Raw genomic sequence first — 18579 nt, forward strand, 5'->3', positions numbered from 1 at the left:
TGAACAAGCGCTCAAACAATAAACACCTATGTCTTCGGCCTCTCGCAACTCCTCCATCGACCTGATTCGCACCGCTGCCCTGATTGGCATTTGTGTCGTGAACCTGCCCTATCTGGCACTGAGCGACAGTGACCCGATAAACATCTCCACCACCTATGACCATACCGCTGCCTTCCTGATCGAATTCCTGTTTCAGGGCAAATTTTTCCTATTGTTCTCGCTGATTTTTGGCTGGGGCATCGAAATCCAGGCACGCTCTGCCGAACGTGCTGGCGTTCCCCTGAGCCGCCGTTATTTTCGTCGCATGCTCGGCCTGGCCGTGCTGGGTTGCTTGCACGCAACCCTGGTATTTACTGGCGATATCCTGCTGCTTTACTCGGTGTTGGGTGTGCTGATCTGGCCGCTGCGCACGCTCTCTGCGCGTGGGCTGGTCAAGGTCGCCTTGCTGATGGTGCTGATAGAAATTATCAGTATTGGACTGATCGTTTACCTGCTCTCCAGTACAGAGGACATGGCCCCGGTTTACTCCCTGGGTGGAGCCTTCTCCGAAGCCACGCTGGCGCGCCTGAAAGAATGGCCGAATGCCTTCGCTTTCATGTTCCTGTATCAAGGCCCTTTGGCGTTCGGAGCCATGTTGCTGGGACTGGCTGCAGCCAAAAGCAATTTCTTTACACATCGTAGTGCAGGACAACACAAGCTGGGACGCGCCCTGCCCTGGCTCTTGCCGCTGGCTTTGGCCATCAATTGTTTTAGCGCCCTGGTGGCCTACGAAACCAACCTGATGGGACTGATTGGCCTGCTCAGCATTGCGATAGGTGCCCCCATGCTGTCAGCCGTGTATCTCTATCTATTGCTGCGCTGCGGGCAATGGTTCAGACTGCCCAATGTCTTGATTGAAGCAGGCCGCAATTCGCTGAGCGCCTATGTGACCCAAGGCATTTTGGCCGGGCTGATTTTTAGCAGCTATGGCCTGAATCTGTTTGATGTTTTTGGCAATGCCGCACTATTGCCAATCGCCATTGCACTGGCTCTGCTGGCCATGATTTTGACGGGCCTGATTGCCCAGCACTGGGGGCGCGGCCCGCTGGAAGCGGTGCTACGACGCATCACCTACGGTGCCCAAAAAATCAGATAGCACGCTGACACCACCCCAAATCGTTTTTTGCTCTCTATTATGTGTACTGGAAATACGAGGACGGCAAAAATGAATTGCCACTACGCCACAATAAAATCAGGAGTGATGTCCCATGAGTAACAATGAAATCACTTGGTCCAATGGCCAATGGAGCGACACCAGCGCGCCTTTGATTGGCGCCACAGATCATGCTTTCTGGATGGCCACGACCGTATTTGACGGTGCCCGTTCCATCCACGGCCATACTCCGGATCTGGATCTGCACTGTGAGCGCCTGAACCGCTCGGCCATCACCCTGGGTATGGAACCCGTGATGACGCCCCAGCAAACCGTGGACCTGGTGCATGAGGGCCTGAAAAAACTATCCCACTCCACGGATTACTACATCAAGCTGCTATATTTCGCGCCCGGCGGTTTCATCCAGCCCGATCCAGCCACCAGCCAATTGGCCATTCATATTTTTGAATCCCCCATGCCGGAAGACAGCGGCTTTAGCGCCACGTTCAGCGAATTCCTGCGCCCAGACCCCTCCATGGCTCCCACCGATGCCAAGGCGTCCTGCCTGTACCCCAACACCCAACGTATCTTGCGCGATGCCAGCGCACGGGGTTTTGACAACGCCATCGTGCTGGACTCCAAAGGCAAGGTAGCCGAGTTTGCCGTCGCCAACTTGTGGATTGTGCGTGACGGCGTCGTGCTGACGCCCGAACTAAACGGCACATTCCTGAACGGCATTACCCGCCGACGTGTCATGCAACTGCTGCGCGACGATGGCCTTGACGTACGTGAAGTCAGCCTGACACCGCAAGACGTGCTGGATGCGGACGAGATATTCAGTACCGGCAATTACGGCAAGGTCCTGCACTGCAATCGCATTGACGATCGCCACTATGCGCACGGCCCGGTTGAGACCCGTGCTCGCGAGCTGTACATGGCTTATACCGAGCGCAACTAAGTCTCAAGAGGTAGCCAAGCGGCCACCTACATTACTGAAAAATAGGCAGTGCGCCCAATGAAAAACGGCTCATTATTGAGCCGTTTTTATTTTTATACGACGGGAGAAACCGGGCTATCGCCCTGCCCCAAATCCGGCGCTTGGTCCCCTTCTGCTTGCGCTTGTGCCTGCTTCATCTGATTGAGCAGGCTATGCAGCATCTCGGTCGACAAGCCGTGCAGCACCAAGCGGTAGCCTGCTCGCAAGGTCGACATAGGCACCAAAGGATGGCCATTGTTGAGCAGAATCAGGTGCTCGGGCGCCTGCAGGATCTTGGCAGCATAAATCCCGATCGTCTCGTCCAACTGCAAGGAATTGGCCGCACGCCAGAAGTCGTTATCGGTCAGCAGCAACTGATACAAGGGCGTGAACAGTTCGATGGCACTTTGCAGGTCCATCTTGTTCAGCGGGCCTCGCGGCATATCGTCCAGCGCCAGGGGCACGGGCTGAATCATGGAAAAATCCACCCGCTCCGGCGGGCCGATTTCCTGATTATTGTCCCGCAAGGACTGATTGAGCCGGATCACGAAATTGAACAGATTCAAATCGTGCTTCACAAAAGTGTGATCACGCAATTCGTCGATGTTCATGGGCGTGAGCGGCGAAGTCGGCACCTGGGTGGGCGAGTTGGCGGCGATAAAGGCTAGCACCTGTGAACCCAGATGGAAGTGGCGCAGAATCAGCCAGTTGGCCTGTGGCGAGACAAAACGCTTCAGGCCCCACACCAGAATGCGGTGCAGCAGGCCCGAGTGCGACCATTTGCGTGGCAAAAAGGTTTTAACGACTTGAATCAGCACAATCATCAGGCGTGCCAATGGCCGCAAGAACGGCAGCAGATACTGACGCGATGAGGAACTGGAGTCGGTCAGCCAGGCCTGCTTGACCTCGTCAGGCAGGGGCGTGCTGCGATCCAGATATAGGGCCCGCCAGGGATTGGGATCCTGCGGGTCATGCGGTTTGCTTAAAAAATCCGGGATTTGATCCATGACTTAACACTCTTTCGCGTATTGGAACTGCATCAGGTACAGGGCGGCAGTGCGACGTGCGGTTTCAATAATAATCTGCTCGGCGCGGCCTGTTTCATCGCAATCCAGAGCCAATTCCACCGCCACCAGCCAACGGGCCAGGTGATGCTCGTCGTTCATGCCGTGATAGTGCAGGAAACGGTACATATTCGGTTCCAGCGACAGCGAGGATTTCAGCAGGGGCAACAAAGCGGGCACAATGCGTTGGCCTGTGCCTTCAATAATATAAATCGCCCCCAGCAAACCAATCGGGTCCTGACTGGCCGCCAAGGCATGCAGGTAAGAATTCAGAGCCTGACCACCGGGATTACGAGTCAGTTGCTCGATCTCGGTCGCGGTGCCACCCGCATATTGATAATCCTCGAACAGAATCTTGAAGTCGTCCTGCTCTTCGCCTGCGTGCAGACGAATCAGCTCGGCCAGCGGTGCGTAAGTGGGCGACAAGGAGTCGCAGGCTTCGCGCATCCACTTGGCCCCTTCACGCACTTGGGGAATCCAGTCTGCCATCCACTTTTGATAGTCCTGCATGCGAATCGAGCCATCATGCAGGCTGCGCAGCAAAGGCGTACGCCACACTTGGGAACGATAGTCATGCCAGATGGGGGCCAATTGCGTCAGCAAATCGCGCAAGCCTTGCGGGGCCGTGGCCGGATCGTGCGGGGGAGCAATATCCACCTGCTCGCAGGACGCAGCTACCGCTTGCTTGGCAGACGGGTAGGACACGGTTGGGGCCGGCGCATCGCAGGCTTCCACTTCCAGCAGCATGTAGGCCGTCATGAAGCGGCCCGACTCGGGCACGTAACACAGGATTTGCTCGCCGGGCGTCAAGGTCCGATCACGCATGAACTCGGCCAGCATGATCAGAATGGATGCGGCTCCTGTATTGCCGCGCCAGCGCAGATTGCTGTACCAACGTTCGGCCGGGATACCCAGGCCAGCCTGCTCCAGCAAATCGGCCACTACAGGCATGAATTTTTCGGACGAGTAATGGCACAGGAAGTGGCTGATGCGCTCGGGGTCGACCCAGCCATCGCGCACCAGCTTCACGTACTCGTGAATGCCGATGTCAAACAAGTGCGGCAGCAGTCGAATGTCCTGGCGCAGGGACAAGGCACCGGCCTGCTCAGCGTCGGCCCAGGAGTCGTAATCCAGATGGCTACGCGTGGAGTCGCGGGCGGCACCTAGCTGCATGCAAACGGGGTAATCACCCGAGAAGGATTTTTGATGAATCCAGCGCAGACGCAAACGCACGCCGGGCTGGGTGGTAGGCAGCACCTGATCCTGGTGGCTAAGCAAAGCCGCACCGGCGCCATCGGACAGCATCCAGCGCAAAAAATGCGCGTCGAAGTCTGCCTGATAATCTTGTGATGCAAAACGCGAGCGGCGAAACAGGCGCGAAGGCATTTCGCTGGCCACCGCCATGCCATGGCGATGCGCCCCCAACTCGATACCTTGGGCAACCGTCTGCAAAGCCGTGACTCCTGCGGCGCAAATCCCGTGTACGGAATGCACTTCCAGCGGGGGGGCCGCCAGTTCCCCTTGAATCGCATTAGCAAAACCGGGCATCAGCAAATCCCCCCCTGATGAGCCGCTGGCCAGCAGGCCAATGTCGCTCATGCTCAAACCCGCCTGCTCCAGGCAACGGCGAATGGCATTAGCGGCCATAGCCGTATTGCTCCAACGCGTACTGCCATCTTCACCAATGGCGTAGTAGCGCTGTTGAATGCCGTTCTCGGCCAGAATGCGCTGCTTGATACGCCCCGAAATACGATTCAAGGGGGCAATAAAGTTATCCATGGCGGTGTTATCGACCGGCTCGCCGGGCATAAACCACTGGGCCTGATGGATAACAACGTGCTCAAAGGCCACGGGCATAGAAATACTCCTGATTACACGCAATCACGCCGACACTCTGTCTGGTCCACGGCGTTCAAGGATTGGCTGCGGTAGCGAGGCACAAACAGGCCCAGCACAAAAACACGCAGCATATAAGGCACCAGTCCCCCTTCGTTCAAGACGTCCGGGGTGCGGGCTCGGTATTCAGTGTCGTGCAGCCCGGTCAACTCGGACCAGTGCGTGCGCGGATGTTCATGGTGGGCCACATGCAGGCCGATATTAAAGAGCAAGGGGTTGACCAGGCCCTCGAAATTGCGGGCATAGGCCAACTGTTCGCCATGTCGACCCTCATGACTGCCGTCAGCATGGGCATGCTGCAGATAATTGGTGGTCAGCAGCCAGTGCAAACCATGCAACTGCGGCACGATGACGTACAAAAAACCTTTCCACGGATCCAGCGCCAAGGCCAGCGTCCAGCTCGCCAGCCACACACCGTATTGCGCCATGCAATAGGCCCAGACGCCCGGCCAATGCCGGCGCAAGCTGCCCAGCCAGCTAAAAATCGTGGGGTACAGCGCAGGCACAGCCTCAAAGGGGTGCATCAGCCAGCCCAACGTGTCGTTGGTGTCCCCCCGCCAGAAACGGTAGGTGCGGGCCACATCTTTTTCACCATGCTTGTAGCGATGGTGGTTGCGTCCATGCGCAGGCCAGAACACGCAAGCGGGGTGGCCTTGTACCAGAGTCAGCCAGAAATCCGTCAAGCGATTGGGGAGACGGCCGCGCCACATGCGCAAATGGTGATGGTTGTGGTTGATAACGCCTATGCCCAGCGTCAGAAACAGCAGCACGCCGTACAGCATCCAGGAGAAACCGCCCCGCCACAGCGCGACCACCAGCACAGGGTAGGCAATCAGGTACAACAGGCTTTGCCAATCACGCGGGTGACGCAAACGCCAGGCAACACTCATCCGCGCGCCTCCTGGGGGCGATCGGGCAAGCGGGTGCCAAAAAGGCGGTCCATAAAGCTGAATTGAAAGCCATAATTGCCGTTGTACTGCGCGTGATGGCGCTGGTGACGACGGCTGGCTGCCAGCCAGTTGCGGCTGGAGACATGGGGGAAAAAGTCGTAATTGGAGTGGCCGATGCTGTTGAAAAACAGGCTGAACAAAGGCACGGACAAGAGCGACCAAAAACTGAAGTCATGCACCACCATGGGCAGCAAGATCACATTGCCCAGCATGAGCGACTCCAGCGGGTGAAAACTGTAGGTAGAGAACGGCGTCACCACAACGGAAGAATGGTGCGGGCCATGATACCGGCGCAACCAACGGGTATGCAGGAGGCGGTGATTGATCCAGAAGTGCACATCGTTCCAGATCACCAGAGCCAGAATTTCCAGGGCAATACGGGTCGCGCTGGCATCGGGCGTCAAATGCGCCCAGCCCAGTTGCAAGAAGCCCCAGGGAAAAATCATGCCTGTGCCGAAGATCAGAATGGCCGTACCGGATTGCTTCAGTTCCCGGCGCAGTTGCCCAGGGCGCAAAGGACGTGTGTCCAAGGGACGTCCCCACCCCAAGGCAGGACAAAGCCAACGCGTCAGCGCCAAAGTGCCCAATGCGAACAGCAAATAAATGCCGCCGAAAAACAATAAGCCCACGCCCATGACCTGCCAGACGTTCAAGGCCTGAAAAGCCTGCCCCATTCCACTCTCTACGTAACAAAGTGCGCTCATGCTAGCGCGCTCAGAACGATTACGTTTGTTAATTTGGTTACTAATTGCTCACATTTGGACTGCCCACCCTTGTGATACCACCGTGCGCCAGCCCAGATTAATCATAACGGGATTTCTCCAGAGCCTGATAGACTGAACGCGCCCTTCGGGGACACAGAACTTGATCAGGCACTTGTCTTGAACCTGCCCGCATACGATATACTGACTCGTCACCGACTTCCTTTAGACACTATGAGACGCTGGTTCGTCGTCGTCTTACTTCTTATCCTTCCCCTGCAGGCTTACAGCTCCCACTACCACGCAACCGTGCAAGGTGGTCAATCGGCTTTATTCGTTCAACACGAATCCGATGCAGCCGAGTCTGTGGAACATCGCGTCTCCTCCGGGAATCATCCCTTGCAGCAGCTCAGCGCCATTCTGGCGCATACGCCCATGCAACAGTACGCCGATCATGCAGACACGCCTTTGCCTTATCCGGTTCAGTCTTTTTGGCTGCATGCCTGGCCGACGGCTTGCCCAGCTTATTCCCTACCCACTATTTGCTGCGAATTCGCCCCCGAGCATCGCCCACCGCGCCTCTGATCTCTGAGGTGCCTGCGCGCGCTGCTCTTTTGCTTTTTTGCACTTATTTATCTGTCTAACAGGACAACATCATGGAATGGCTACTCGATCCCAGCATCTGGGTCGGCTTATTAACGTTGGTGGTGCTGGAGATTGTTCTCGGCATCGACAACCTGATCTTTATCGCAATTCTGGCCGATAAGCTCCCTCCGCATCAGCGCGACCGTGCTCGCCTGATCGGTCTGTCTCTGGCGCTCATCATGCGCCTGGGTCTGCTTACCATCGTCTCCTGGCTGGTCACCCTGACTACGCCGCTGTTCTCTATCGGACCACTCAGCTTTTCAGGCCGGGACCTGATCTTGCTGCTGGGCGGTCTGTTCCTGCTGTTCAAAGCCACCAGCGAACTGCACGAACGCCTGGAAGGCGGCAGCCACCACGCCAGCACCAATAAGGCTTACGCCAGCTTTGGTGTGGTCGTGGCGCAAATTGTGGTCCTGGATGCCGTGTTCTCCCTGGATGCGGTCATTACCGCCGTGGGTATGGTAGACGAACTGCCCGTGATGATGACGGCCGTGATCATCTCCATCGCCTTGATGATCTGGGCCTCCAAACCGCTCACCACCTTCGTGAACAACCATCCCACCGTGGTGGTACTGTGCCTGAGCTTTTTGCTGATGATTGGTCTGACACTGACCGCCGAAGGCCTGGGCTTCAAGATTCCCAAGGGCTATTTGTACGCGGCCATTGGTTTTTCTATTCTGATCGAGTTCTTCAACCAGATTGCCCACCGCAGCCTGCTGCGCTCACAATCGCGCCGCCCTTTGCGAGACCGTACGGCTGAAGCCGTGCTGCGCATGCTCAGCAACCGCAAGAATCAAGACAAGGACGACGGCGGTAGTGACGGCCAACTGGAACTCAATGAGCAGACTTTCCGCACCGAAGAACGCAATATGGTCAGCGGTGTGCTCAGTCTGGCAGAACGCCCGATCCGCTCCTTGATGACTCCTCGCCAGGAAATTACCTGGCTCAATATCGAGGACTCCACCGACACCTTGCGCCAGCAATTGCGCGCGACTCCGCACAGCTTCCTGCCGGTGTGTCAGGGCGATCTGGACCAGGTAGTGGGTGTGGCCCGCGCCAAGGACTTGCTGGCCGATCTGGACAACTACCCCGAGGTGAAAGTGTGGCCAGACTTGCGCGAACCCATCATCGTGCACGAGCACACGGATGTCCTTAGCGCGATTGCCATGCTCAAGCAGTCCAATGGCCAGTTCGTGCTGGTCACTGACGAGTACGGGGCAATTGAAGGTCTGCTGACCCCTATCGACATTCTCGAGGCCATTGCCGGTGAGTTCCCCGACGAGGACGAACAGCCCGCCATTCAGCAAATTGGCCCCAATCTGTGGCAGGTGGACGGCAGCACCGACTTGCTCTTGCTGGCCCAGGCGGTAGAGGCAGACGATTTGCTCTTGAAAGACAGCAACTTCAACTCCGTAGCCGGCTTCTTGCTGGAGCGTCTGGATTCCCTACCTACGGTAAGGACCGTTGTTGAGGCCGAAGGCTTGCGCTTTGAGATCACCGAAGTCAGCCAGCGTCGTATTGCAACGGTACACGTCAGCCGTTTGCAAACACCCGCGCAGACACAAGAGTAAAGAAATGGCCCGCTTCACAGCGGGCCATTTTCAATCAGGCACGGCTCAAAAGAGCAATTCCACCCGGCAAACACATCACCTGTACGCCGTATACCTGCTGCAAGACCTCCAGCACCTCGGGCAAGTTATCCAGACTGACCGCAAAGCTGACCAATACAGAGCCCAACGTGGCGTCTCGCAAAATCAAATGTCCTGCCCAATAGCGGTTCAGCTCAGCCAGCACCTGTGACAAGGGCTGCTCATGAAAAGCCAATCGGCCCTGCCGCCAGGACGGCAAGTTCTCCGCTGCAACCGTCTGCACCGAACTGATGGCATGGCGTCCATACACCAACTGCTCTCCGGCCCCCAAACGATAGCCTTGCCCGCCAACGTCCACCTGCGCACTGCCGGACAAACAGGTCACCTGAGTTTGGCCATTCAGATAGCGAATATTGGTACGGCCATTAAAAGTCTGAATGGAGCCTGCGCCAGCGAACACCGTAGCTACCGAGGCCGACCGCTCGGACTGACGCACCTCCACCTCTCCATCCAGCAGGGCCACAACCCTGCCCAAATGTGGGTCGTCACTGACATTCAAACGACTGCGGGTATTCATATCCAGCCAAACATGGTCCATCAGTTGGACGCGCCGCTGCTCGCCTGCACCCGTGCGATAGTCAGCACGTAAATCGGCCAAGGAGGGCCACAGTTGCAAAGGGGGTTTGGCGAGCAAATACAGTCCACCCCCCACTAGCAAACCACCCAGCAAGGCACGGCGCAAAGGCTGATGACCGCGTTTTTTCATCAACTTGGCCTCGCGCAGCCATTGTTCACGGTCTTGAGGTGTGGCATCCCACATTTCGCGCGCGTGGGCGAAAGCGGCCGCATGAGACGGGCTGCGCCCACACCAACGACGCAACTCCCGAGCCTGACGAGAGGTCAGCGAGGACGTTTTCAGGCGGCTGACCCAGGCTCGTGCCTCCTTGTGCAAGGTGTCTTCATCCAGATTCACGGCATTAGCAGGGTTCATCAACAAATCAATTCAAAAAGCACGACACAAGGACTGAAAATCGCAATCCAAAACGTTTTGCCTATCCGTTTAAACGGATAAAAATTAAATTTCAAGGGCAAGCGTAAATTGTCGGAAACTGCAGGCCCTACCGTCAAGCCACAGGCAGTCATAAAGGGTAAAGTCCAGTGCTAACAGCACTGCATCATCTGCCGACGCAGCCAGGCATGGCCCGGGTCGGCATGGCGACGGCTATGCCAGACTTGCTGAAACAATACCGAGGGAATAGGCAGCGGCGGCTGGAAAAACACCAGTTCGGCCTGCTCGCGCAGATGCTCGGCACTGCGGCTGGACACTGTCAAAATCAGGTCCGTGCCAGCCAGTACTTGAGCGGCAGCACTCCAATGCGGCAAAGACAACACGATTTGCCGTTTAAGACCGCATCGATTCAAGACATTGTCGACTTCACTTTCCCCTCCCGGACGCATGGCCAGCAGTACATGCGGGCGCTGTAACCATTCTGCCAAAGCGGGCGCTTGCCCCTCAGCCAGGCTGGCCCGATCCGCAATACAGATCAGATGTTCCTCAAACAAGGTCTGCGCCTGCAGACTGGCCGGGATTTCCGAAAACACCCCCAGGGCCAGATCAATCTCGCCATCGTGCAACTGCGCCAACATGGCTTCCCGGCTGGCCTGGCTGACCGCCAAGCGAATCCCCGGCGCTTCTTGCCGTAGGCAGCGCATCAAGGGAGGCAAAACGATTTGTGCACCGTAATCCGACATGGCAAGACGGAATTCACGTTGTTCGCTGGCCGGGTCAAAACCGCCCGTATCCAGCAAACCATTTAATTGCTCTAAAGCCTGTTCCAGCGGGCGCTGCAATTGCAAGGCCAGCGCGGTTGGTTCCAAGCGGGAACCCCGACGTATCAGCAAAGGATCGTTGAACACTTGGCGCAGATGCGCCAAAGCATGACTGACGGCGGGCTGACTTTTATGCAAACGCCTGGCAGCCCGCGTCACATGCTGTTCGGTCAACAAGGCATGCAGGCTCAGCATTAAATTCAAGTCTATACGGCGTAGCTCATTCATAGAACGAATAATGACTGTGCACACTATTAATTTCAATAAGAATTACGAATAGTGCAAGATAGAGCTTTGATTCTTAGGGAGATGCGCTTATGCCGGGTACCGTTTTATTCAGTATGTTGGTGGCTGTCTTTGCCGGATCGGCTGTGCCGTTTCAAGCCGCCAGCAATGCCGTTCTGGGTAAAGTCCTGGGGCATCCGCTATGGGCAACACTGGTCTCACTCTGTATCAGTGCGGCGCTGGTGCTGCCAACAATCTGGCTGATGCGCGCCCCCGCTCCCCTGACTGCACAACTGGCACATGCCCCCTGGTGGGTATGGACAGGTGGTATTGGCGGGGTGATTTACATCAGCGCCGCCCTGATCCTGACGCCACGCATGGGCGCGGCCAGCTTTATTGTCTGTGTGGTAGCCGGGCAAATGCTCAGCTCCATGCTGATCGACCACTACGGCTTGATGGGCCTGACCCCGCGCCCTGTCCATATGGGACGCATCGTGGGCGTGCTGCTGATTCTGGCTGGCATGGGCTTGGTGCAATGGTTTACGCCATCCGTGCCTGCAGCGGCTGAAAATGAAAGCGCCACTGCGGATCACAGTGGCGCTCAGCGAGGCAATCCAAGTCTTGCTCACCGTGCAGGCGCTAAAAGCAGCACCCGCTCTTGAGCCCGCTTAGGTGCAAGCCTTGGTCGATTTGGAGCGGAACTGGCTGCCCCACCAGAACCCGGCCGACAAGGCAGCCGCACACAACATGCCCAAGGCCAGCAACAGGCCGCTGTCGAACAACAGCGGAGCCACTACACCAGAAACAGTGGCAAACAAGAGCATTTGCCAGGCACTTTGTACCGAGGAAGCCAGACCGCGCATGGTGGGGAAGGTGCCCAAGGTCACCACCGTCATGCCTGGCAAGGCCATCGACATGCCAAAGGCGTACACAAAAATAGGCATCACCGCCCAAGGCACTTCAGCCTGGAACAGCAGGTTATACACGGTGTTAAAGGTTGCACCAGCCAGCATGATGGACAAGCCCAGACGAATCATGCGTGCCGGGGCCAATTTTTCGGCAAAGCGAGCATTCAGAATGGAGCCGCCCAACATACCCCCAATAAAGGGCAGGAACAGCCAGGCAAAGGCGGTTTCTGTCAGACCCAGCACACCAATCACAAAGCTGGCCGCTGACGAAATGTACAAGGCAAAACCACCAAAAGCGAATGCAATGGCCGAGATGGCCAGCACAAACCGGCCATTGCTCAAGGCGCGTGCATAATTGGCCAAAATGACCCACAGTTTCAAGGGCTGGCGCGATGCCACAGGCAAGGTTTCAGGTAGTTGTCGCCAACACAGCGCAATCAGGCCGATGCTCAGTACCGTCAGCATCCAGAACACGGAACGCCAGCCCGAATAGCTGCTTAAATAGCCTCCCATTACCGGAGCAAGAGCGGGCGCCAAACTGAACACCATGGTGATGTGGGCAAACAAACGCTGGGCCTGCACCCCTTGTACACAGTCGCGCGCCAGGGCCTGACCGACGACCCGCCCCGCACCAGCCGAACAGCCCTGGATCAAACGGAAGAACAACAGCCAGGAAAAGCTAGGGGCCAGCGCCGAGCCCACGGACCCGATCAAGAACAGGATCAGGGAGGCCAGAATCACGGGACGCCGCCCGAAACTGTCGGACAACATGCCCCAGAACAGGCTCATGAAGGCAAAACCAAACAGATACAGACTTAAGGTCTGCTGAACCATTGACTGGTCAACGGAAAATTCAACACCGATACGGTGAAATGACGGCAGATAGGCATCGGTAGCAAAAGGCCCCAGCATCGCCAACGCCGCCAACACCAAGGTCAGCTTGCGGTAATTCATAGATAGCTTTGGAAAACAGGAGGGCGCCAGAACTGGCGCAGGGATAGGGGCATGGTACCCCTTAACCGGACCGTACGGACATATCCGCACAAGGCGTAGTGTATCAAACGATATAAGCTGGATTAAGCCCGCCTGTTTCTGCTCTCGCTCGGTAAGGACTAAGACAACTCAGCGTCTGCCCGGCGACGGTGTCCCATAAGCCTCGCGGCTGGTCTGCCCAAAACCGCTTTGATGCAGCAGGCTGCGTTCAATAAAGCGGCTGACTTGAGAGCGCACTTCCGGCAACCACGGACCCTGGTCAAACACTTGCGGGAACTTCATGCTGAACCAGGCATAAAGGCTGATCTGCTTGCTCAACAATTCGGCATCTTCCAGACGGGAGGGGCTGGCAGATTTCAGCCAGGACGGAGCCGGTGGCAAGGCCATGGGGCGTTGTGCCACATAGGCGGACAGGCAACGCTTGAAGTAATCCAGCTCGGTATCTTTATCCACAGACACCGGCGCACACGCAAAGGTAAACTTCTCACGCAGATCCAGCTTGGGTGCCAGACGGTCTACACAAAAGCCCAGTTCAATAGCGTCTTTCAAGCCTGCTGTCTGGAACAAGGGGCTGTCAGAGGCCACTTTTTGCGCAAAATATTGGAGCACTGCGCCAATATTGTTGTTATCCAATAAAGACGCCAGCGCCTGCACGTGCTCAGGGCTGGGTGCAATAGGCAAGCGCAAATCCACGCTGGGGGCTTCGCTCTGCAATTGGGTGCGAATATGATTCAGGTCCTGCTTGTCCATCGCCCCCACATAGCCTTTGGGGTACAGACCGTAGCGGCCTGCCCGTCCGGCAATCTGGCGCACTTCCGTTGCGTTCAGGGCACGCATGGAGCGGCCATCGAACTTGTGCACCGTCGAGAACAAGACGCGGCGAATCGGCAGGTTCAAGCCCATGCCAATCGCATCGGTCGCCACCAGCACATCGGCCTCGCCTTGGGAAAAGCGTTCGGACTCGGTACGGCGCACTTCAGGAGCCAGCGCGCCATAAATCGTGGCAACTTTCCAGCCTTGGGCGCGGTAACGGGCGCTTAGCGTCAATACGTCCTTACGGGTAAAGGCCACCACCGCATCGCCCTTGGACACGCCCTGAGCCTCGCGTTGACGGTCTTTACGACCCCGCCACGGCGCTTCCTGACGCCCTTGCTTGCCCGTCGCACGCGGCGGGTCTACCGGATAAGGCATGACTTCCAGCGGAGTTTTGCGTTCGGTAAACTCCAGCTCCATGGTCTCTTGCATGGAGCGCACCAGACGCTCGCACGGACGCAAAACCGATGCGTCACCACAGACAAACAAAGTACGGGCTGGCACACCGACCAAGGCGGCCGTCCAGGCCCAGCCACGCTGCTCGTCTTGCAGCATTTGAATCTCGTCCAGGACGGCCACACGCACTTCCATCGTGGGGTCCATCATCTCGACCGTGCAGGCAGTGTGCTGGGCACCGGGCACCATCACGCGCTCTTCACCCGTCACCAGATTGCAGGGGATACCAGCATTCATCAAGCGGTCGCGCACTTCCATGGCCAGCAGTCGCAACGGCGCCAAATACACGCCGGACCGGGCTTCCATCAGGGCTTCCAAGGCCTCGTGCGTCTTGCCCGAGTTGGTCGGCCCCAAACGGAACACAAGATGACGCCGTATGCCACGGGCCAGGCTGAACATTTCCGGGAAATCGCCCAGGCGCATCAAATCCTGGGCACGTTGCTGCTCCACGCTTTCCAGAATGCGACGCACCGGGCCATTGAGCAGGCGTTTCTCAAAATCTCCAGCTTCAATTTCCTTTTGCTCGATGCCCTCTTCCAGAGCCATGCGCAAGGCTTTGGCCAGCTCCAGGAAGGACGAGCCATCAATCAAGGGGCGCTGCGTTTGCAAAAATGCCTCCAGCGAATCTTCCAAGCGCTGGGACAGACGGTTTTGAGCCGCCGTATTGAACAAGACCGTGACACGGGCGGGTAATCTGTCCAGCTCCGAGCCGGTACGTGGCAAAGGCACGGCAGCCTGCATACGCACATTGGCACGCCAGTGCTGGCGCTCCCCCGCCACTGACACATTCACGGCCAGCCACAAATCCTTGTGCCACCACAGGCGCTGCGGATCTTCCGGATCAATGTCGTAATCGCATGCCTCTTGCGTCTTGATCTGATTCAGCACTTGTTGCTGACGCCATTGCGTGCGAGCACGGTCAGCAGCGCGCTGATACTGCACACGTTCACGATTGCTCAAGGTGCTGGCGTGCTGATCGCGCCATTGCTCAATCTGGTTCTGGTCAATGGCCACCAGCAAATCCGGATGATGGGCAATACGATCACGCCCGCCAGCGGCTCCGCCACGCACTTCCAGCTTGGTGCTGGGCAAGCGGCGATCAGCCAGCCACAACTCATATTCCTGACGGGTAATACCCAGCAAGGCCATGGTTTCTTCCGAACCGATGCACTCCTGCTCCCAGGCCCAACGCTGCTGGCGTTGCTCGCGCTGACGTTCCTGACGTTGTGCTTGGGCCTGCAACAGAAACTCCTGCTGCTCGGCATCCAGCTTGAACTCTTGAGTCAAGACAGCGGCACTGGCATTGCGGCCATACACGGTCATGAACCAGTGGGCAGGTTCACCGGCTTGCAGGCCCTCAAAGGCCTCCAGGGTGATGCGCTGCGGCTCGCAACCCTGCTCTTTCAGCCAGGCGGTCAACCGCGCCTGGGCTTGATCGAACTTGCGCTGCTTGTCGTTTTGTTCTTTTTGACGGGCTTGCTCACGTTCTTTCTGAGCCTGCTCCCAGCGCTGGGCACGTTGATCGCGATCGCGCTGTTCGGCCTGCAACTGCCACAAATAGGTTTGCGCCAAAGGCAAGGACTGCCAGGCCTGTACCAAAGCCTGCAAGCGCGGCCCGCGTTCGGCGTCGGGCCAGTTCTCGCTTAAAGGCAAAGACTGGGAAGCAATCGCTCCGGCCAATTGCCCGCGCTGTTCAAGCAGTTGCTCGCGCAAGGCTTCATACACATCCGCCCCCAGCTTGTCTGCACTCATTTGATAGAGCAGACGCAGGGTACGAATCACGACCTCAGGCACCCCTTGGGACTGCAGGCGCTGGTCCGCATCCTTCAAACCCAGTTCAGCAGCAATGATCTGATTGAAAAAAGCGGCATCCTGCGGCAAGCGCCAGGCTTTCAGCCACAGGCGTCGTATGCCTGCCCGGTCCTGATAACGCGCTTTTTTGGCGACCTGACGAGCCACTCCCTCCAGACGCGGATAATCCAGCCATTGGGGATGGAGCAGCAAACCCGCTTGAGTGGGGACGGGGGAATCGGAAACAGACGAAGCGCGACGCGCAGCCATAGGGCGGGGACCTGAAAATACGGGAAGAGGAGAACGAGAAGGGCAGAAAAGCCGGTTCAAGCCAGCATGAGCAGCATTATACGGGTCTGCTCCGGTACGGTCAGAGGATACATGCCATCACCGTGCTGAACGTCTTGGTGGACAGAAAGAAACCGGGCCATCCCAGCACACGATCAAGAAGGAAGCGAGTCAACGCAGGCAGAAAAAGTAAACCAAAGCCGCATCGGATGGCTCAGAGCCCATCACATACGCGGTCAGCCTCGACGCAACCGCAGCGGCGTGTCCAACCAAGTCGGGATAAAAGGTCGCCCAAGGCGTCAGAGACGGCCCCATCGCCTAGCGCGGTAGCAAAACAGCGACACATCTAAACAAAGCCAGCGATACCACTAATCAGCCAACCATTCCAGACAGCCTTGCGGCAAGGCGACCAAACCGGACTGACTGTGATTGCAGCCCGGCACGATGCGAAAACGCGGTTCACCACCTTGTTGTTGCGCCAAAGCCTGCGCCAGTTCGCGTGTGCCATCGACCATGCGGCGCGCTTGCAAACGCAAGCGACGCAGCTCGCGCTTGTCCTCGGGCATGGCTTTCTCTGCCGGGCCCAGGCTTTGCTCGAACTCGCCAACGGAGAACTGCACAGGCATCGTCAAAGCGGCTTTGGGCAAGGGTTGAGCAAGCAGTCGAGCCAGATAGCCCTCCCCCCACCAGACCGAGGGGCTGGACACCACCAGCGCATCGAACAATTCCGGCTGCTGATACAGCAGTTGCAAAGCAAACAGGCCTCCCAGAGAATGACCGCCAAGCAAACGCCGTTGCACATTCAAGGGCGCTTGTGCGTAGGCCCAAGGCAAGAACACGTCTTGCATCATGGCCAGAAAATCCGGCGCGTGGCCCGCTTCTCCATTTAGCGCGGGCGTGAAGTCCTGGTCGCGCCAGACCTGCCCGCCATAACCGATCCCCAACACCGCACAGGCTTGTGGAGCCTGCTTTTCACAGGTGGCCAGCACCGCATCAAATTGCGGTAGATCAAGCACACACAGCAATGGCCAGCCATCCGCAGGCGCTGGCGTGTCCGGCCAGGCCAAAGTCAGACGATACTGTCGGCCCAATGGGGAAAGAAAATCCAGGTGTTCAAGCTGCATAAATGAATCGCGGTCAGCACGTTAAAGGCTTCGGTCTACAAGCACAAACAGCCGGCCCGAAGCGGGCTGCTTTTAGTGTTAACAGACCCTAGCCAATGAACTATACTTTCTTTCTATGTAAACGGTTATCATTCAGACTCTTAATGTCCACATCCGCTGTTCCGGCCCCTGCCCTGGCCGACTATCAACATATCCTCAGACGTCGCTGGCTCCTGGTAGGTGCGCTGGTCCTTGTGATTTTGGCCTCGATTGTGGCCGACTTCATGTTGGGGCCGTCGGGCCTTAGCTTGGGTGAGCTAAGCCACGCTCTGTTCTATCCGGAACAGTCCGACCCAACCACCCGCGTCATCGTCTGGGAAATCCGCCTGCCTTACGCCCTGATGGCCATGGCCATTGGTTTAGCGCTGGGGCTGTCCGGCGCGGAAATGCAGACCATCCTGAATAACCCGCTGGCCAGCCCCTTTACCTTGGGGATTTCCTCGGCGGCGGCCTTTGGCGCGTCCTTGGCCATTGTGCTGGACTTGTCGATTCCTGGCATTCCGCAAGCCTGGACCATTGCCGCCAACGCCTTTATTTTTGCCTTGCTGTCCGCCTTTTTGCTCGATGCAGTGGCCCGCTGGGGCGCCATGAGCACCGCCAACCTGGTGCTGTTTGGCATTGCACTGGTGTTCTCCTTTAACGCGTTGGTCTCGCTGGTGCAATTTGTGGCCAGCGCCGAGGCCCTGCAGGGGCTGGTGTTCTGGACCATGGGTAGCCTGTCACGCTCGTCCTGGGGCAAGGTCGGTATCATGCTGGCGGTGTTTGCGCTGATCCTGCCGCTGTCCCTGCGTGATACCTGGAAGCTGACCGCTTTGCGTCTGGGTGAAGACCGCGCCACCAGCTTTGGTATCAACGTCTCGCGCCTGCGTCTGGTGTCCCTGCTGCGCATCAGCTTGCTGGCCGCGCTGGCTGTATCCTTTGTGGGCACCATCGGCTTTGTGGGCCTGATTGCCCCGCATATTGCCCGCCGTCTATTTGGTGAAGATCACCGTTTCTACCTGCCCGGCAGTGCGCTGGTCGGGGGGGTGATTCTGTCGCTGGCCTCGATTGCCTCAAAAAACATTGTGCCGGGCATCATCATCCCGGTCGGCATTGTCACCTCGCTGGTGGGTGTGCCCTTCTTCCTGGGCGTTGTGCTGCGCCGCCAAATAAAGTGAAC

Annotated in this window: 15 protein-coding genes; 6 read left to right on the forward strand and 9 right to left on the reverse strand. The window is 57.6% G+C overall.

The window, feature by feature from the left end; genetic code table 11:
• The first annotated feature begins 28 nt into the window (after positions 1 to 28).
• Positions 29 to 1135 carry a DUF418 domain-containing protein gene (locus CA948_RS13355; RefSeq protein WP_108728263.1) on the forward strand — a complete coding sequence of 369 codons (1107 nt, stop codon included), beginning with the start codon at positions 29 to 31 and terminating at the stop codon, positions 1133 to 1135.
• Between the two features lie 112 nt (positions 1136 to 1247).
• Positions 1248 to 2090, forward strand: coding sequence for a branched-chain amino acid aminotransferase (locus tag CA948_RS13360; protein ID WP_108728264.1), 843 nt, complete (start codon positions 1248 to 1250; stop codon positions 2088 to 2090).
• Positions 2091 to 2182: 92 nt separating this feature from the next.
• Here CA948_RS13360 and CA948_RS13365 read toward each other — a convergent pair whose 3' ends face one another.
• Genes CA948_RS13365 through CA948_RS13380 form a run of 4 tightly spaced genes read right to left on the reverse strand, consistent with a single transcriptional unit; the run spans position 2183 to position 6692 of the window.
• Positions 2183 to 3115: a DUF6999 family protein gene (locus CA948_RS13365; protein WP_108728265.1), complete on the reverse strand. Its 933-nt coding sequence runs from the start codon at positions 3113 to 3115 to the stop codon at positions 2183 to 2185.
• Between the two features lie 3 nt (positions 3116 to 3118).
• Positions 3119 to 5029, reverse strand: coding sequence for a beta-ketoacyl-ACP synthase III (locus CA948_RS13370; protein WP_094195394.1), 1911 nt, complete (start codon positions 5027 to 5029; stop codon positions 3119 to 3121).
• A gap of 14 nt (positions 5030 to 5043) precedes the next feature.
• The gene (locus CA948_RS13375; RefSeq protein WP_094195393.1) at positions 5044 to 5958 is read right to left on the reverse strand and encodes a fatty acid desaturase; all 915 of its coding nucleotides are present in this window, start codon (positions 5956 to 5958) and stop codon (positions 5044 to 5046) included.
• The gene (locus CA948_RS13380; RefSeq protein WP_094195392.1) at positions 5955 to 6692 is read right to left on the reverse strand and encodes a sterol desaturase family protein; all 738 of its coding nucleotides are present in this window, start codon (positions 6690 to 6692) and stop codon (positions 5955 to 5957) included. The genes CA948_RS13375 and CA948_RS13380 overlap by 4 nt, the downstream gene beginning before the upstream one ends.
• Positions 6693 to 6953: 261 nt before the next feature.
• Between CA948_RS13380 and CA948_RS17650 the strand changes: the two genes are divergently transcribed.
• A complete protein-coding gene (locus CA948_RS17650) occupies positions 6954 to 7304 on the forward strand; it encodes a hypothetical protein (RefSeq protein ID WP_159063888.1) in 351 nt (116 codons plus the stop codon).
• A gap of 71 nt (positions 7305 to 7375) precedes the next feature.
• Positions 7376 to 8935, forward strand: coding sequence for a TerC family protein (locus CA948_RS13385; RefSeq protein ID WP_094195391.1), 1560 nt, complete (start codon positions 7376 to 7378; stop codon positions 8933 to 8935).
• Between the two features lie 34 nt (positions 8936 to 8969).
• Here the strand turns inward: CA948_RS13385 and CA948_RS13390 are convergent, their stop codons facing one another.
• Positions 8970 to 9944 carry a FecR family protein gene (locus tag CA948_RS13390; RefSeq protein ID WP_108728266.1) on the reverse strand — a complete coding sequence of 325 codons (975 nt, stop codon included), beginning with the start codon at positions 9942 to 9944 and terminating at the stop codon, positions 8970 to 8972.
• Between the two features lie 170 nt (positions 9945 to 10114).
• Positions 10115 to 11011, reverse strand: coding sequence for a LysR family transcriptional regulator (locus CA948_RS13395; RefSeq protein WP_094195389.1), 897 nt, complete (start codon positions 11009 to 11011; stop codon positions 10115 to 10117).
• Between the two features lie 89 nt (positions 11012 to 11100).
• Between CA948_RS13395 and CA948_RS13400 the strand changes: the two genes are divergently transcribed.
• Positions 11101 to 11670, forward strand: coding sequence for a DMT family transporter (locus CA948_RS13400; protein ID WP_094195388.1), 570 nt, complete (start codon positions 11101 to 11103; stop codon positions 11668 to 11670).
• 6 nt (positions 11671 to 11676) lie between these two features.
• On the opposite strand, the gene CA948_RS13405 is transcribed toward CA948_RS13400, so the two are convergent.
• The 3 genes from CA948_RS13405 to CA948_RS13415 all read right to left on the reverse strand — a co-directional run bounded on the left by CA948_RS13405 (position 11677) and on the right by CA948_RS13415 (position 17381).
• Positions 11677 to 12870: a multidrug effflux MFS transporter gene (locus tag CA948_RS13405; RefSeq protein ID WP_094195387.1), complete on the reverse strand. Its 1194-nt coding sequence runs from the start codon at positions 12868 to 12870 to the stop codon at positions 11677 to 11679.
• Positions 12871 to 13038: 168 nt separating this feature from the next.
• A complete protein-coding gene (locus tag CA948_RS17795; RefSeq protein ID WP_238988593.1) occupies positions 13039 to 16239 on the reverse strand; it encodes an SUV3 family DEAD/DEAH box RNA helicase in 3201 nt (1066 codons plus the stop codon).
• Between the two features lie 386 nt (positions 16240 to 16625).
• The gene (locus CA948_RS13415; protein WP_108728267.1) at positions 16626 to 17381 is read right to left on the reverse strand and encodes an alpha/beta hydrolase; all 756 of its coding nucleotides are present in this window, start codon (positions 17379 to 17381) and stop codon (positions 16626 to 16628) included.
• Between the two features lie 143 nt (positions 17382 to 17524).
• On the opposite strand from CA948_RS13415, the gene CA948_RS13420 reads away from it, so the two are divergent.
• Complete coding sequence (locus tag CA948_RS13420; protein ID WP_094195385.1) at positions 17525 to 18577, forward strand: FecCD family ABC transporter permease; 1053 nt, start codon at positions 17525 to 17527, stop codon at positions 18575 to 18577.
• Positions 18578 to 18579 lie beyond the last annotated feature (2 nt).

The organism is Alcaligenes aquatilis, from assembly GCF_003076515.1.
Classification (GTDB): Bacteria; Pseudomonadota; Gammaproteobacteria; order Burkholderiales; family Burkholderiaceae_B; genus Alcaligenes; species Alcaligenes aquatilis.

Bases quoted from the DNA above. Each gene is read 5' to 3' on its own strand.
- CA948_RS13355 (WP_108728263.1), top strand. From the start codon at position 29: ATGTCTTCGGCCTCTCGCAACTCCTCCATCGACCTGATTCGCACCGCT.
- CA948_RS13360 (WP_108728264.1), top strand. From the start codon at position 1,248: ATGAGTAACAATGAAATCACTTGGTCCAATGGCCAATGGAGCGACACC.
- CA948_RS13365 (WP_108728265.1), bottom strand. From the start codon at position 3,115: ATGGATCAAATCCCGGATTTTTTAAGCAAACCGCATGACCCGCAGGAT.
- CA948_RS13370 (WP_094195394.1), bottom strand. From the start codon at position 5,029: ATGCCCGTGGCCTTTGAGCACGTTGTTATCCATCAGGCCCAGTGGTTT.
- CA948_RS13375 (WP_094195393.1), bottom strand. From the start codon at position 5,958: ATGAGTGTTGCCTGGCGTTTGCGTCACCCGCGTGATTGGCAAAGCCTG.
- CA948_RS13380 (WP_094195392.1), bottom strand. From the start codon at position 6,692: ATGGGGCAGGCTTTTCAGGCCTTGAACGTCTGGCAGGTCATGGGCGTG.
- CA948_RS17650 (WP_159063888.1), top strand. From the start codon at position 6,954: ATGAGACGCTGGTTCGTCGTCGTCTTACTTCTTATCCTTCCCCTGCAG.
- CA948_RS13385 (WP_094195391.1), top strand. From the start codon at position 7,376: ATGGAATGGCTACTCGATCCCAGCATCTGGGTCGGCTTATTAACGTTG.
- CA948_RS13390 (WP_108728266.1), bottom strand. From the start codon at position 9,944: ATGAACCCTGCTAATGCCGTGAATCTGGATGAAGACACCTTGCACAAG.
- CA948_RS13395 (WP_094195389.1), bottom strand. From the start codon at position 11,011: ATGAATGAGCTACGCCGTATAGACTTGAATTTAATGCTGAGCCTGCAT.
- CA948_RS13400 (WP_094195388.1), top strand. From the start codon at position 11,101: ATGCCGGGTACCGTTTTATTCAGTATGTTGGTGGCTGTCTTTGCCGGA.
- CA948_RS13405 (WP_094195387.1), bottom strand. From the start codon at position 12,870: ATGAATTACCGCAAGCTGACCTTGGTGTTGGCGGCGTTGGCGATGCTG.
- CA948_RS17795 (WP_238988593.1), bottom strand. From the start codon at position 16,239: ATGGCTGCGCGTCGCGCTTCGTCTGTTTCCGATTCCCCCGTCCCCACT.
- CA948_RS13415 (WP_108728267.1), bottom strand. From the start codon at position 17,381: ATGCAGCTTGAACACCTGGATTTTCTTTCCCCATTGGGCCGACAGTAT.
- CA948_RS13420 (WP_094195385.1), top strand. From the start codon at position 17,525: ATGTCCACATCCGCTGTTCCGGCCCCTGCCCTGGCCGACTATCAACAT.